At 54.5% G+C, this 12,778-nt stretch carries 15 protein-coding genes; 14 read left to right on the top strand and 1 reads right to left on the bottom strand.

Going from position 1 to position 12,778, the window contains the following annotated elements; all coding sequences use genetic code 11:
• The first annotated feature begins 144 nt into the window (after positions 1 to 144).
• Positions 145 to 1,098, top strand: a complete 954-nt coding sequence (gene rluC, locus A8O29_RS14275; protein WP_125353731.1) for a 23S rRNA pseudouridine(955/2504/2580) synthase RluC — start codon at positions 145 to 147, stop codon at positions 1,096 to 1,098.
• Positions 1,099 to 1,191: 93 nt separating this feature from the next.
• Here rluC and A8O29_RS14270 read toward each other — a convergent pair whose 3' ends face one another.
• Positions 1,192 to 1,776: a Maf family protein gene (locus A8O29_RS14270; protein ID WP_110509777.1), complete on the bottom strand. Its 585-nt coding sequence runs from the start codon at positions 1,774 to 1,776 to the stop codon at positions 1,192 to 1,194.
• Between the two features lie 141 nt (positions 1,777 to 1,917).
• Between A8O29_RS14270 and yceD the strand changes: the two genes are divergently transcribed.
• The 13 genes from yceD to A8O29_RS14205 all read left to right on the top strand — a co-directional run bounded on the left by yceD (position 1,918) and on the right by A8O29_RS14205 (position 12,605).
• Entirely contained in the window at positions 1,918 to 2,439 is a 522-nt protein-coding gene (gene yceD / locus A8O29_RS14265; protein WP_110509776.1) for a 23S rRNA accumulation protein YceD, read from the top strand.
• Between the two features lie 16 nt (positions 2,440 to 2,455).
• The gene (gene rpmF / locus A8O29_RS14260; RefSeq protein ID WP_003857964.1) at positions 2,456 to 2,629 is read left to right on the top strand and encodes a 50S ribosomal protein L32; all 174 of its coding nucleotides are present in this window, start codon (positions 2,456 to 2,458) and stop codon (positions 2,627 to 2,629) included.
• Positions 2,630 to 2,707: 78 nt separating this feature from the next.
• A complete protein-coding gene (gene plsX, locus A8O29_RS14255; RefSeq protein WP_211117222.1) occupies positions 2,708 to 3,742 on the top strand; it encodes a phosphate acyltransferase PlsX in 1,035 nt (344 codons plus the stop codon).
• A gap of 6 nt (positions 3,743 to 3,748) precedes the next feature.
• The gene (locus A8O29_RS14250) at positions 3,749 to 4,702 is read left to right on the top strand and encodes a beta-ketoacyl-ACP synthase III (RefSeq protein WP_125353730.1); all 954 of its coding nucleotides are present in this window, start codon (positions 3,749 to 3,751) and stop codon (positions 4,700 to 4,702) included.
• A 14-nt stretch (positions 4,703 to 4,716) separates the two neighbouring features.
• Positions 4,717 to 5,646, top strand: a complete 930-nt coding sequence (gene fabD, locus A8O29_RS14245; RefSeq protein ID WP_125353729.1) for an ACP S-malonyltransferase — start codon at positions 4,717 to 4,719, stop codon at positions 5,644 to 5,646.
• Between the two features lie 19 nt (positions 5,647 to 5,665).
• The gene (gene fabG / locus A8O29_RS14240) at positions 5,666 to 6,400 is read left to right on the top strand and encodes a 3-oxoacyl-ACP reductase FabG (RefSeq protein WP_110509772.1); all 735 of its coding nucleotides are present in this window, start codon (positions 5,666 to 5,668) and stop codon (positions 6,398 to 6,400) included.
• Between the two features lie 210 nt (positions 6,401 to 6,610).
• Positions 6,611 to 6,847: an acyl carrier protein gene (gene acpP, locus A8O29_RS14235; RefSeq protein ID WP_110510140.1), complete on the top strand. Its 237-nt coding sequence runs from the start codon at positions 6,611 to 6,613 to the stop codon at positions 6,845 to 6,847.
• Between the two features lie 88 nt (positions 6,848 to 6,935).
• On the top strand, positions 6,936 to 8,177 hold the full coding sequence (gene fabF, locus A8O29_RS14230) for a beta-ketoacyl-ACP synthase II (RefSeq protein ID WP_125353728.1): 1,242 nt from the start codon (positions 6,936 to 6,938) through the stop codon (positions 8,175 to 8,177).
• 113 nt (positions 8,178 to 8,290) lie between these two features.
• On the top strand, positions 8,291 to 9,106 hold the full coding sequence (gene pabC / locus A8O29_RS14225; protein ID WP_125353727.1) for an aminodeoxychorismate lyase: 816 nt from the start codon (positions 8,291 to 8,293) through the stop codon (positions 9,104 to 9,106).
• Positions 9,103 to 10,125: a cell division protein YceG gene (gene yceG, locus A8O29_RS14220; protein WP_125353726.1), complete on the top strand. Its 1,023-nt coding sequence runs from the start codon at positions 9,103 to 9,105 to the stop codon at positions 10,123 to 10,125. The genes pabC and yceG overlap by 4 nt, the downstream gene beginning before the upstream one ends.
• Complete coding sequence (gene tmk, locus A8O29_RS14215) at positions 10,115 to 10,756, top strand: dTMP kinase (RefSeq protein WP_125353725.1); 642 nt, start codon at positions 10,115 to 10,117, stop codon at positions 10,754 to 10,756. The genes yceG and tmk overlap by 11 nt, the downstream gene beginning before the upstream one ends.
• Positions 10,753 to 11,757 (top strand): DNA polymerase III subunit delta', encoded by a 1,005-nt coding sequence (holB, locus tag A8O29_RS14210; protein WP_125353724.1) that lies wholly within the window; start codon positions 10,753 to 10,755, stop codon positions 11,755 to 11,757. The genes tmk and holB overlap by 4 nt, the downstream gene beginning before the upstream one ends.
• Before the next feature lie 53 nt (positions 11,758 to 11,810).
• Positions 11,811 to 12,605, top strand: a complete 795-nt coding sequence (locus tag A8O29_RS14205) for a metal-dependent hydrolase (protein ID WP_125353723.1) — start codon at positions 11,811 to 11,813, stop codon at positions 12,603 to 12,605.
• Positions 12,606 to 12,778 lie beyond the last annotated feature (173 nt).

Genomic DNA, 12,778 nt, shown 5'->3' with positions numbered 1-12,778 from the left:
ACAGTTTTTTCACTTTACTGGACTGATTGTTGTAATAACCAGCAATCCGCAAAGTGAGATTAAAAATGAGCTCCGTTGCGAAGTTAATATAAGCACAGAAAAAGGAGTGGCGCGAATGCCACTGCATCTTTAGAATCGCCCCCCATGAAAACTGAGACACCGACCGTAAAAATGGTTGCCATTGCCGACGACGAAGCAGGGCAACGAATTGATAACTTTTTGCGCACCCAACTTAAAGGTGTGCCGAAAAGCATGATTTACCGCATCCTGCGTAAAGGCGAAGTGCGGGTGAACAAAAAGCGCGTGAAGCCTGAATACAAACTGGAAGCGGGCGATCAAATTCGCATTCCGCCGGTGCGTGTCGCCGAGCGTGAAGAAGAAGCCGTTTCGCCGCACCTGAATAAAGTGGCGGCCCTGGCTGACGTTATCCTTTATGAAGACGATCATATCCTGGTGCTGAACAAGCCGTCGGGTACGGCGGTTCACGGCGGGAGCGGTTTGAGCTTTGGGGTTATCGAAGGCCTGCGCGCGCTGCGCCCGGAAGCCCGTTTCCTCGAACTGGTGCATCGCCTCGACCGTGATACCTCCGGTGTACTGTTGGTGGCGAAGAAGCGTTCCGCACTGCGCTCCCTGCATGAACAGCTGCGCGAAAAAGGGATGCAGAAAGATTATCTGGCTCTGGTTCGCGGTCAGTGGCAGTCGCACATGAAAGTGGTGCAGGCGCCATTGCTGAAAAACATTTTGCAGAGCGGCGAGCGTATTGTTCGCGTGAACAGCGAAGGCAAACCGTCGGAGACGCGTTTTAAAGTCGAAGAGCGTTTTACCCATTCGACGCTGGTACGCTGTAGCCCGGTGACCGGCCGTACGCACCAGATTCGTGTGCATACGTTACATGCGGGCCATCCGATTGCGTTTGACGACCGCTATGGCGATCGTGATTTCGACAAGCAGTTGGCGGGTACCGGACTGAATCGTCTGTTCCTGCATGCAGCAGCGCTGAAGTTTACCCATCCGGGTACTGGCGAGACGTTGCGCATCGAAGCGCCGATGGACAACCAGCTCAAGCGTTGTCTGCAAGTGCTGCGCAGCCAGAAGTAATCGAAGACAGAAGAAATAATACAAAACGCCCCGAAAGGGGCGTTTTGCTTTTTGGCGTAGGTCCGGTCGACGTAACGCCAGCGGACAAAAACGTTAGCGCAGCAGCGGATTGAACTGCTCGTTTCTGAGCATTTTGCACAGCGCGATAAGCGGCAGGCCAATCAGTGTATTCGGATCGCGTCCTTCGAGACGCTCGAATAGCGTGATGCCCAGCCCTTCGCTTTTAAAGCTGCCCGCACAGTTCAGCGGCTGTTCTTTGTGAACGTAGCGGTTGATCTCTGCATCGGTCAGATGGCGGAAGTGCACATCAAAAGGTTCGCATTCGGTCTGCAAATGGCCCTTAGCGCTGTTATAGACCGCAAGACCGGTATAGAAGGTGACGACGTGGCCGCTTGCTTCACGCAGCTGCAGACGCGCATTTTCTTCGGTATGCGGTTTTCCGGTGATTTTTCCGCCGAGCACGCAAACCTGATCGGAGCCGATAATCAGATGATCAGGGAAGCGCGTCGCCAGGGCCTGTGCTTTGGCTTGCGCCAGCCGAAGCACCAGCTGGCGCGGCGATTCGCCGGGTAAGGGCAGTTCATCGACCTCCGGTGCGGCGCATTCAAAAGGGACGTCGAGCTTTTGAAGCAGCTCGCGGCGATAGGGTGAAGTAGAGGCAAGAACAAGTTGCAGCATAATTTTTTAAATAGACTCTGGTGATTCGGATTGCGACATTTTAAACTACAGGCCGCAATGTGTGCGAATAATTGGCAAAAGGCGCCTGAGGGTGCCTTTTTCTTTGACTCTATGACGTTACAAAGTTAATATGCGCGCCCTATGCAAAAGGTAAAATTACCCCTGACTCTTGATCCGGTTCGTACCGCTCAAAAACGCCTCGATTACCAGGGTGTCTACACCCCGGACCAGGTGGAGCGTCTTGCCGAGTCTGTGGTCAGTGTGGACAGTGATGTGGAATGCGATATGACATTCGCCATCGACAACCAGCGTCTCGCCGTTATTAAAGGTGATGCAAAGGTTGAGGTGACTCTCGAATGCCAGCGCTGCGGGAAACCGTTCCCACATTCCGTTCACACAACGTATTGTTTCAGTCCGATCAAAAATGTTGAACAGGCTGAAGCACTCCCGGAAGCGTATGAACCGATTGAGGTTAACGAATTCGGTGAAATCGACCTGCGGGCTTTGGTTGAGGATGAAATCATTCTCTCCTTACCTGTAGTTCCGGTGCATGATTCTGAACACTGTGAAGTGTCCGACGCGGACATGGTATTTGGTGAATTGCCTGAAGATGCGCAAAAGCCAAATCCATTTGCCGTATTAGCCAGCTTAAAGCGTAAGTAATTGAGGAGTAAGGTCCATGGCCGTACAACAGAATAAACCAACCCGTTCCAAACGTGGCATGCGTCGTTCCCATGACGCGCTGACTGCAGTTACCAGCCTGTCTGTAGATAAGACTTCTGGTGAGAAACACCTGCGTCACCACATCACTGCCGACGGTTTCTACCGCGGTCGCAAGGTTATCACTAAGTAATCACGCGCAAGCGTGATTAAGCTTAGTGGGGATTTCCCCGCTTCTGCGGGGATTTACCAACCGAGCGGCGATGATACCTTGACACGTCTGACCTTAGCGTTGGATGTCATGGGGGGCGATTTTGGCCCTTCCGTGACGGTGCCTGCAGCATTGCAGGCACTGCACGCTAACCCACAACTCTCGCTTCTTCTGGTCGGTGACACCGACACCATTACGCCATTACTCGCCAAAGCTGACTTCGAACAACGTTCACGTCTGCAGATTATCCCTGCCCAGTCAGTTATTGCCAGTGATGCACGTCCGGCGCATGCGATTCGCAACAGCCGGGGCAGTTCCATGCGTATTGCGCTGGAACTCGTCAAAGAAGGACGCGCGCAGGCCTGCGTGAGCGCCGGAAATACCGGGGCTTTGATGGGGCTCGCAAAATTATTGCTCAAGCCGATAGAAGGGATTGAGCGTCCGGCGCTGGTGACGGTTCTGCCGCATCAGCAGAAGGGCAAAACGGTGGTGCTTGATTTAGGCGCCAACGTCGATTGTGACAGCACGATGCTGGTGCAGTTTGCGGTAATGGGTGCGGTGATGGCTGAAGAAGTCATCGGCATTACCTCTCCGCGCGTCGCACTGCTTAACATCGGTGAGGAAGAGTCCAAAGGCCACGAAAGCATCCGGGATGCGTCGGCGATGCTAAAAAAGGTCTCTTCCATCAACTATATTGGTTATCTCGAAGCCAACGAATTATTAACCGGCAAAACGGATGTGCTGGTTTGTGACGGTTTTACGGGCAACGTCACACTAAAAACCATGGAAGGCGTTGTCAGAATGTTTCTTTCTCTGCTGAAATCGCAGGGAGAAGGTAAAAAGCGGCCGTGGTGGCTGAAAATCTTGAAGCATTGGTTACAAAAAAACCTCTCGCGGCGATTCAGTCACCTCAACCCCGACCAGTATAATGGCGCCTGTCTGTTAGGATTGCGCGGCACGGTGATTAAGAGTCATGGTGCAGCCAATCAGCGCGCGTTTAGCGTGGCGATTGAACAGGCAGTGCAGGCGGTGCAGCGGGAGGTCCCACAGCGGATCGCCGCTCGCCTCGAATCTGTATTACCACCAAAAGACTGAGCGTACATGTATACGAAGATTATAGGTACCGGCAGCTATCTGCCTGAACAAGTGCGTACGAACGCCGACCTGGAAAAAATGGTAGATACGTCTGACGAGTGGATTGTCACACGCACAGGTATCCGTGAGCGTCGTATTGCCGCGCCAGATGAATCCGTCGCAACAATGGGCTTCGAAGCCGCCAAGCGCGCGCTGGAAATGGCTAACATTGATGCTGAGCAAATCGGCCTGATCGTGGTAGCAACCACCTCGTCGACCCACGCTTTCCCAAGCGCGGCGTGCCAGATCCAGTCGATGCTGGGCGTTAAAGGCTGTCCGGCGTTTGACGTGGCTGCGGCTTGTGCCGGTTTCACCTACGCACTGAGCGTGGCCGATATGTACGTTAAATCCGGTGCGGTGAAAAATGCACTGGTGATTGGTGCTGACGTTCTGGCCCGTACCTGCGATCCTACCGATCGCGGCACAATCATTATTTTTGGCGATGGTGCTGGTGCCGTCGTGTTAGGCGCATCCGAACAGCCGGGCATCATCTCCACGCATCTGCACGCGGATGGCAACTACGGTGAGCTGCTCACCCTGCCAAATGCCGATCGTGTTCATCCGGAAAACTCCATTCACCTGACAATGGCAGGGAATGAAGTGTTCAAAGTCGCGGTGAAGGAATTGGCTAACATCGTTGAAGAAACGCTGGCGGCTAATAATCTGGATCGTTCTGAGCTGGACTGGCTGGTACCACACCAGGCCAACCTGCGTATTATCAGCGCAACGGCGAAGAAGCTTGGCATGTCGATGGACAACGTCGTGGTGACCCTCGACCGTCATGGCAACACCTCTGCGGCCTCCGTACCGTGCGCGCTGGATGAAGCCGTGCGTGACGGTCGCATCAAGGCCGGTCAGTTGGTGCTGCTTGAAGCCTTCGGTGGCGGTTTCACCTGGGGTTCCGCGCTGGTTCGTTTCTAATTAAGGATTACAAGATGACGCAATTTGCATTTGTGTTCCCGGGTCAGGGCTCTCAGACCGTAGGCATGTTGGCTGAGCTGGCTGCAACCTATCCGGTTATCGAAGAAACATTCGCGGAAGCTTCTGCGGTACTGGGCTATGATCTGTGGGCATTGACCCAACAGGGCCCGGCAGAAGAACTGAACAAAACCTGGCAGACTCAGCCGGCGCTGTTGACCGCGTCTGTGGCACTGTATCGTGTCTGGCAGCAGCAGGGCGGTGAAGCGCCAGCGCTGATGGCCGGTCATAGCCTCGGAGAATATTCTGCACTGGTGTGTGCGGGTGTGATGAGCTTCGCCGATGCTGTGCGTCTGGTCGAACTGCGTGGCAAGTTCATGCAGGAAGCCGTGCCAGCGGGCACCGGTGGCATGTCTGCGATTATCGGCCTGGACGATGCTTCTATCGCGAAAGCGTGTGAAGAGTCTGCTGAAGGGCAGGTTGTCTCCCCTGTGAACTTTAACTCACCGGGTCAGGTGGTTATCGCGGGTCACAAAGAAGCCGTTGAGCGTGCCGGCGCCGCATGTAAAGCTGCGGGCGCAAAACGCGCACTGCCGCTGCCAGTCAGCGTCCCGTCTCACTGCGCGCTGATGAAGCCTGCTGCAGAGAAACTGGCTGCAGAGCTGGCGAACATCACCTTCAATGCACCGCAGATTCCCGTTATTAATAACGTGGATGTGAAGTGTGAAACTCACGCAGACGCGATTCGCGATGCGCTGGTGCGTCAGCTTTATAGCCCAGTACAGTGGACCAAAACCGTTGAGTTTATGGCATCCCAGGGCACAGAACACCTGTATGAAGTCGGCCCGGGTAAAGTCCTCACTGGCCTGACGAAACGTATTGTTGACACCCTGACTGCCTCGGCCATTAACGAGCCGGCGGCGATGTCAGCGGCGCTTGAGCAATAAGAAGAGGAAAAGCAAAACCATGAGTTTTGAAGGAAAAGTTGCACTGGTTACCGGTGCAAGCCGCGGCATTGGCCGTGCTATCGCTGAAACACTCGTTGCCCGTGGCGCGAAAGTTATCGGTACTGCCACCAGCGAAAGCGGTGCTCAGGCCATCAGCGATTATTTAGGTGCAAACGGTAAAGGTCTGATGTTGAATGTGACCGACCCAGCATCTATCGAATCTGTTCTGGGAAATATTCGCGCAGAATTTGGCGAAGTGGATATTCTGGTTAATAATGCCGGGATCACTCGCGATAACCTGTTAATGCGAATGAAAGATGATGAGTGGAGCGACATTCTCGAAACCAACCTGTCATCAGTTTTCCGTCTGTCAAAAGCGGTAATGCGCGCTATGATGAAAAAGCGTCATGGTCGTATTATCACTATCGGTTCTGTGGTCGGTACCATGGGAAATGCTGGTCAAGCCAACTACGCTGCGGCGAAAGCGGGTTTGATTGGTTTCAGTAAATCGCTGGCGCGTGAAGTTGCGTCTCGCGGTATTACTGTGAACGTTGTTGCTCCGGGCTTCATTGAAACGGACATGACGCGTGCGCTGTCAGACGATCAGCGTGCGGGTATTCTGGCGCAAGTTCCAGCGGGTCGCCTTGGCGATGCAAAAGAAATCGCGAGTGCGGTTGCATTTTTAGCTTCTGACGAAGCGGGTTACATCTCTGGTGAAACCCTCCACGTCAACGGCGGAATGTACATGGTCTGACCGTAGTTTGCACAAAATGCTCAGGATCCGCGCAGTCTGTGCGGTTCTGAGTAAGATAACGTGCAAAATGATTTGCGTTATGAGGGCAAAAACCCGCAAAATAGCGTAAAATCGTGGTACGACCTGCCGGGATTTAGTTGCAAATTTTTCAACATTTTATACACTACGAAAACCATCGCGAAAGCGAGTTTTGATAGGAAATTTAAGAGTATGAGCACTATCGAAGAACGCGTTAAGAAAATTATCGGCGAACAGCTGGGCGTTAAGCAGGAAGAAGTTATCAACGCAGCTTCCTTCGTTGAAGACTTGGGCGCTGATTCTCTTGACACCGTTGAGCTGGTAATGGCTCTGGAAGAAGAGTTTGATACTGAGATTCCGGACGAAGAAGCTGAGAAAATCACCACCGTTCAGGCTGCCATTGATTACATCAACGGTCACCAGGCGTAAGTGAACATCTCCAGGCGGTCATTCGACCGCCTGAGTTTTATCTTTTTGTCCCACATCTCTCTTTTTTATCCCTCCCTGGAGGACAAGCGTGTCTAAGCGTCGTGTAGTTGTGACCGGACTTGGCATGTTGTCTCCTGTCGGCAATACCGTAGAGTCCACCTGGAAAGCTCTTCTTGCCGGTCAGAGCGGCATCAGCCTAATCGACCATTTCGATACTACCGCCTATGCAACGAAATTTGCTGGCTTAGTAAAGGATTTTAACTGTGAAGACATTATCTCGCGCAAAGAACAGCGCAAGATGGATGCCTTTATTCAATATGGAATTGTCGCTGGCGTACAGGCCATGCAGGATTCTGGCCTTGAAGTGACGGAAGAGAACGCGACGCGTATCGGTGCTGCTATTGGCTCCGGCATCGGCGGACTCGGCTTAATCGAAGAAAACCACAGTTCATTGGTGAAAGGCGGCCCACGTAAGATCAGCCCCTTCTTCGTACCGTCCACAATTGTTAACATGGTGGCCGGTCATCTGACCATCATGTTCGGCCTCCGCGGTCCAAGCATTTCCATCGCCACGGCGTGCACCTCAGGTGTACACAACATCGGTCATGCGGCACGAATGATTGCCTATAACGATGCTGATGCCATGCTGGCGGGTGGTGCTGAAAAAGCGAGTACGCCTCTGGGTGTTGGCGGTTTCGGTGCGGCGCGCGCGCTGTCGACCCGCAATGACAACCCGCAGGCGGCAAGCCGTCCATGGGATAAAGACCGTGATGGTTTCGTGCTCGGTGACGGCGCGGGTATCATCATGCTCGAAGAGTATGAACACGCGAAGAAACGCGGCGCGAAGATTTACGCAGAAATCGTCGGTTTTGGTATGAGCAGCGATGCCTACCATATGACGTCGCCGCCGGAAAACGGTGCAGGTGCAGCACTCGCCATGGTTAACGCCATTCGCGATGCGGGCCTGGAACCTGGCCAGATCGGCTACGTCAACGCACACGGCACTTCTACTCCAGCGGGCGATCTCGCCGAAGCGCAGGCAGTGAAATCCGTGTTTGGCGATGCAGCCAGCCGTATCATGGTGAGCTCGACCAAATCCATGACCGGTCACCTGCTCGGTGCAGCGGGCGCAGTAGAATCGATCTACTCGATTCTGGCTCTGCGCGACCAGGCTGTTCCGCCAACCATCAACCTGGATTACCCGGAAGACGGTTGTGACCTGGACTTCGTCCCGCACGAAGCACGTCAGGTCAGCGGTATGGAGTACACCCTGTGTAACTCCTTCGGCTTTGGTGGCACCAACGGATCGCTTATCTTTAAAAAGGTTTGATTCTCCGTTTGCATTGATAAAGGCCTGCCTCGCAGGCCTTTTCTTTAAGGTTTCTCCTCTTGAGATCCCGCGTTCCCCCTGCCAGACTAACGGGCCACTGATAAGGAGCCTCTATGTTCTTGATTAATGGTGTGGAACAGGACTCACTCGCGGCCAACGATCGCAGCGTCCAGTTTGGTGATGGCTGCTTTACCACGGCCCGGATCCAGAACGGTATTCCCGCATTTTTTGACCAGCATCTACAGCGATTGCAGGACACCTGTCGCGCGCTGTTGATCCCTTTTTCCGACTGGGCAACGCTCGGCCAGGAAATGCTGACGCTGGCGCAATCGCACCGCGACGGCGTGCTGAAAGTCATCATTACCCGTGGGAGTGGTGGGCGAGGGTACAGCCCTGCGGCCTGTCAGGCTCCAACCCGCATTCTTTCCGTTTCCCCCGCACCTGCGCATTATCCTCGCTGGCAACAGCAGGGGATTACGCTCTCGCTCAGCTCGGTACGTCTCGGGCGTAACACCACACTGGCTGGATTGAAGCACCTTAACCGCCTTGAGCAGGTGTTGATTCGCGCGCATCTTGAACAGACGGACGCCGACGAGGCACTGGTTCTTGACAGTGACGGGTGGGTTACGGAATGCTGTGCGGCTAATTTGTTCTGGCGAGCAGGTGACACCGTGTTTACGCCGCGTCTCGACCATGCCGGTGTCAACGGCATCATGCGCCAGCATTGTCTTTCCCGGCTGGCACAAAGTCGTTTTCGCGTTGTCGAAATCACTGCTCGGGAAGACGCGGTGCGCAAGGCGGATGAAGTCCTTATCTGTAATGCACTGATGCCCGTCGTACCTGTGAATCAGTATGCTGACGCTCGCTATCTTTCTCGCGAGCTGTTCGAATTTTTGGCCCCACTTTGTGAGCAGTCGATTAAGTCATGAAGAAAATGTTTCGGTTTGTCCTCCTGCTGTTAGTTGCGTTCGCGATTGCTGCGGGCGTCGGGATGTGGAAAGTCCGCCAGTTGGCGAACAGTAAGATACTGATTAAAGATGAGACCATCTTTACGTTGAAGGCTGGAACCGGGCGCATGGCGCTGGGCGACACCCTTTATGCGGAAAAAGTCATTAACCGCCCGCGTGTGTTCCAGTGGTTGCTGCGGGTAGAGCCAGAACTGTCGCATTTTAAAGCCGGGACGTATCGTTTGACGCCGGGCATGAACGTACGCGAAATGCTGAAACTGCTGGCCAGCGGAAAAGAGGCGCAGTTCCCGGTCCGCTTTATTGAAGGGATGCGCGTCAGCGATTACCTCAAACAGCTGCGTGAAGCCCCGTACGTGAAGCACACGCTGAAAGATGACAGCTACGCCACGCTTGCCGAAGCGCTCAAGCTGGAGCACGCCGATTGGGTGGAAGGCTGGTTCTGGCCAGATACGTGGATGTACACCGCCAATACTACCGATCTGCAAATCCTCAAGCGTGCTCACCTGAAAATGGTGACAGCGGTAGAAAGCGCGTGGAAAGGACGAGCAGATAATCTGCCGTACCAGAATGAAAACCAGCTGGTAACGATGGCCTCTATCATTGAGAAAGAGACCGCCGTGGCCGGAGAGCGCGACAAAGTCGCTTCGGTATTTATCAACCGTCTGCGTATCGGCATGCGCCTGCAAACTGACCCGACGGTTATCTACGGCATGGGTGAGAGCTATAATGGCAAGCTCAGCCGCAAAGATCTTGAAATGCCAACGGCGTACAATACTTACGTCATTGCCGGAATGCCGCCAGGGCCAATCGCCACGCCAGGTGAGGCGTCATTGAATGCTGCGGCGCATCCGGCCAAAACGCCGTATCTCTATTTTGTTGCCGACGGCAAAGGCGGGCACACGTTTAACACCAATCTTGCGAGTCATAACCGCTCAGTACAGGATTACCTGAAAGCACTTAAGGAAAAAAATGCGCAGTAAGTATATCGTCATCGAAGGTCTGGAAGGCGCGGGGAAAACCACCGCGCGCAATCTGGTCGTAGAAACCCTCGAGCAGATGGGCGTCCGTGAGCTGGTGTTTACCCGCGAGCCGGGCGGCACCGTGCTGGCGGAAAAGCTGCGCAGTCTGGTGCTGGACATTAAATCCGTTGGCGATGAAGTGATCACCGATAAAGCCGAAGTGCTGATGTTTTACGCCGCGCGCGTGCAACTGGTGGATACGGTCATTAAACCGGCGCTGGCGGAAGGCAAATGGGTGATTGGCGATCGTCATGACCTCTCCACGCAGGCCTATCAGGGCGGCGGTCGCGGTATCGATCAGCATCTGCTGACCACACTGCGCGATGCGGTGCTCGGCGATTTCCGCCCGGACCTGACGCTGTATCTTGACGTCACCCCTGAAGTGGGTCTGAAACGTGCCCGTGCGCGCGGCGACCTCGATCGTATCGAGCAGGAATCCTTCAATTTCTTCCACCGCACCCGTGACCGCTATCTGGAACTGGCTGCCGCCGACCCGACCATCCGCACTATCGACGCCACGCAGCCGCTGGAAACCGTGATGCAAAACATTCGCAGCACTTTGGTAGCCTGGGTTGAGGAGCAGGGCGCATGAAATGGTATCCGTGGTTACGACCTCCGTTTGAGCAACTGGTCAGTAGCTACCAGTCCGGACGCGGCCACCACGCGCTATTAGTGCAAGCATTACCGGGCATGGGCGCGGATGCGCTGGTCTATGCGCTGGTGCGCTTCCAGATGTGCCACACGCCCGAAGGCCAGAAAAGCTGCGGTAAATGCCACAGCTGCCAGCTGATGCAAGCGGGTACGCACCCGGACTATTATCAGCTCGCCCCGGAAAAAGGCAAAAGTACCCTCGGCGTTGACGCGGTCCGTGAAATCACGGAAAAGCTCTACGAGCACGCCCGCCTGGGTGGGGCGAAAGTCGTGTGGGTCAGCGATGCTGCTTTGCTGACGGAAGCTGCCGCTAACGCATTGCTGAAAACCCTGGAGGAGCCGCCGGTTAATACCTGGTTCTTCCTGCAATGTGAAGAACCCGCGCGGTTACTGGCTACATTGCGCAGCCGCTGTCGCCATTTCCATCTGGCACCGCCTGCGGAAAGTTACGGCATTGCATGGCTTAATCGAGAGGTGACAACGTCACAAGAGAATTTGCTGACGGCATTACGTCTGACGGCAGGCGCACCCGCTGCGGCCCTGGAACTGCTCGGCGAATCGCGCTTTGCTCCTCGCCAGCAGCTTTGTGCGGCGCTGGATGCAGCATTACAGAGCGCAGACTGGCTGTCGTTGCTGCCTGCGCTCAATCATGACAGCGTGGCGGAACGGCTGTACTGGCTGTCATCCCTGCTGCTGGATGCGCAAAAAATGCAGCAGGGCATTTCACTGTTGACCAACGTGGATGCGTGGGCGCTGGTTCAGCGCGTGGCTAACGCGCTTTCTTCTTCACGGCTGCAGGCGATGATTCGCGATGCCTGTGTATGCCGGGAACAGCTTCTCAACGTCACCGGACTCAACCGTGAGCTGATGCTCAACGACCTTTTACTACGCTGGGAACACTGGCTGCAGCCGACAAGCGTGATGCCCATTCATCACCTGTAAGCCTTTCACCTGTAAAAATTCACCTGTAAAAGAACACCTCTAAGAGAGACATTATGTTTTTAGTCGACTCCCACTGCCACCTCGATGGCCTGGATTATCAAACGCTGCATAAGGATCTGGACGATGTGCTGGCGAAAGCCGCCGCGCGCGACGTAAAGTTCTGCCTGGCGGTAGCGACAACGCTGCCAGGATATCGCGGCATGCGTGAGCTGGTCGGTCAGCGCGATAACGTGGTTTTTTCCTGCGGCGTTCACCCGTTGAACCAGGACGAAACGTACGATGTTGAAGAGCTGCGTCGCCTGGCGGCAGAAGAGGGCGTAGTGGCGATGGGCGAGACTGGTCTCGACTATTATTACACGCCGGAAACTAAAGCCCGCCAGCAAGAGTCTTTCGCACACCACATCCGCATTGGGCGCGAGCTCAACAAGCCGGTGATTGTCCATACCCGCGATGCACGGGAAGACACGCTGACAATTCTGCGCGATGAAAAAGTGACGGATTGCGGTGGCGTACTACACTGTTTCACTGAGGACACGGAGACGGCAGGAAAACTGCTCGATCTGGGCTTCTACATCTCGTTTTCCGGGATCCTGACGTTCCGTAATGCGGAGCAGTTGCGTGAAGCGGCACGCTACGTACCGCTGGACCGGATCCTGGTTGAAACTGATTCGCCGTACCTGGCACCGGTCCCGCACCGGGGGAAAGAGAATCAGCCGGCGATGACGCGTGATGTGGCAGAGTATATGGCCGTACTGAAAGGGGTGTCGCTTGAGCAACTGGCGCAGCAGACCACCGAAAACTTCGCCTCGCTGTTCCATATTGACCCCTCACGCCTGCAATCTGCCTGATTCGTCAGCTTATTTTAAAGCTCGTAATTAATAATCAAAGCGAGTAAAGTTCACCGCCGAAAAAAGGGGGTGAACCCCTCTTTCTGTAACTGGTAGAAACAACTTTTGTAAAATAATGCAAGGTTTTCCTAGTTTGCTAGCCGAAACGTGATGGCTGTCAAACAAAAACAAAT

It is taken from the genome of Scandinavium goeteborgense (genome assembly GCF_003935895.2).
Taxonomy (GTDB): Bacteria; Pseudomonadota; Gammaproteobacteria; order Enterobacterales; family Enterobacteriaceae; genus Scandinavium; species Scandinavium goeteborgense.
The sequence above is the reverse complement of the archived record's forward strand: the minus strand, read 5'-3'. Positions and strand labels throughout refer to the sequence as shown.

What these genes read in the sequence shown, in the direction of transcription:
- rluC (WP_125353731.1), top strand. Translation starts at nt 145, where the DNA reads ATGAAAACTGAGACACCGACCGTAAAAATGGTTGCCATTGCCGACGAC.
- A8O29_RS14270 (WP_110509777.1), bottom strand. Translation starts at nt 1,776, where the DNA reads ATGCTGCAACTTGTTCTTGCCTCTACTTCACCCTATCGCCGCGAGCTG.
- yceD (WP_110509776.1), top strand. Translation starts at nt 1,918, where the DNA reads ATGCAAAAGGTAAAATTACCCCTGACTCTTGATCCGGTTCGTACCGCT.
- rpmF (WP_003857964.1), top strand. Translation starts at nt 2,456, where the DNA reads ATGGCCGTACAACAGAATAAACCAACCCGTTCCAAACGTGGCATGCGT.
- A8O29_RS14250 (WP_125353730.1), top strand. Translation starts at nt 3,749, where the DNA reads ATGTATACGAAGATTATAGGTACCGGCAGCTATCTGCCTGAACAAGTG.
- fabD (WP_125353729.1), top strand. Translation starts at nt 4,717, where the DNA reads ATGACGCAATTTGCATTTGTGTTCCCGGGTCAGGGCTCTCAGACCGTA.
- fabG (WP_110509772.1), top strand. Translation starts at nt 5,666, where the DNA reads ATGAGTTTTGAAGGAAAAGTTGCACTGGTTACCGGTGCAAGCCGCGGC.
- acpP (WP_110510140.1), top strand. Translation starts at nt 6,611, where the DNA reads ATGAGCACTATCGAAGAACGCGTTAAGAAAATTATCGGCGAACAGCTG.
- pabC (WP_125353727.1), top strand. Translation starts at nt 8,291, where the DNA reads ATGTTCTTGATTAATGGTGTGGAACAGGACTCACTCGCGGCCAACGAT.
- yceG (WP_125353726.1), top strand. Translation starts at nt 9,103, where the DNA reads ATGAAGAAAATGTTTCGGTTTGTCCTCCTGCTGTTAGTTGCGTTCGCG.
- tmk (WP_125353725.1), top strand. Translation starts at nt 10,115, where the DNA reads ATGCGCAGTAAGTATATCGTCATCGAAGGTCTGGAAGGCGCGGGGAAA.
- holB (WP_125353724.1), top strand. Translation starts at nt 10,753, where the DNA reads ATGAAATGGTATCCGTGGTTACGACCTCCGTTTGAGCAACTGGTCAGT.
- A8O29_RS14205 (WP_125353723.1), top strand. Translation starts at nt 11,811, where the DNA reads ATGTTTTTAGTCGACTCCCACTGCCACCTCGATGGCCTGGATTATCAA.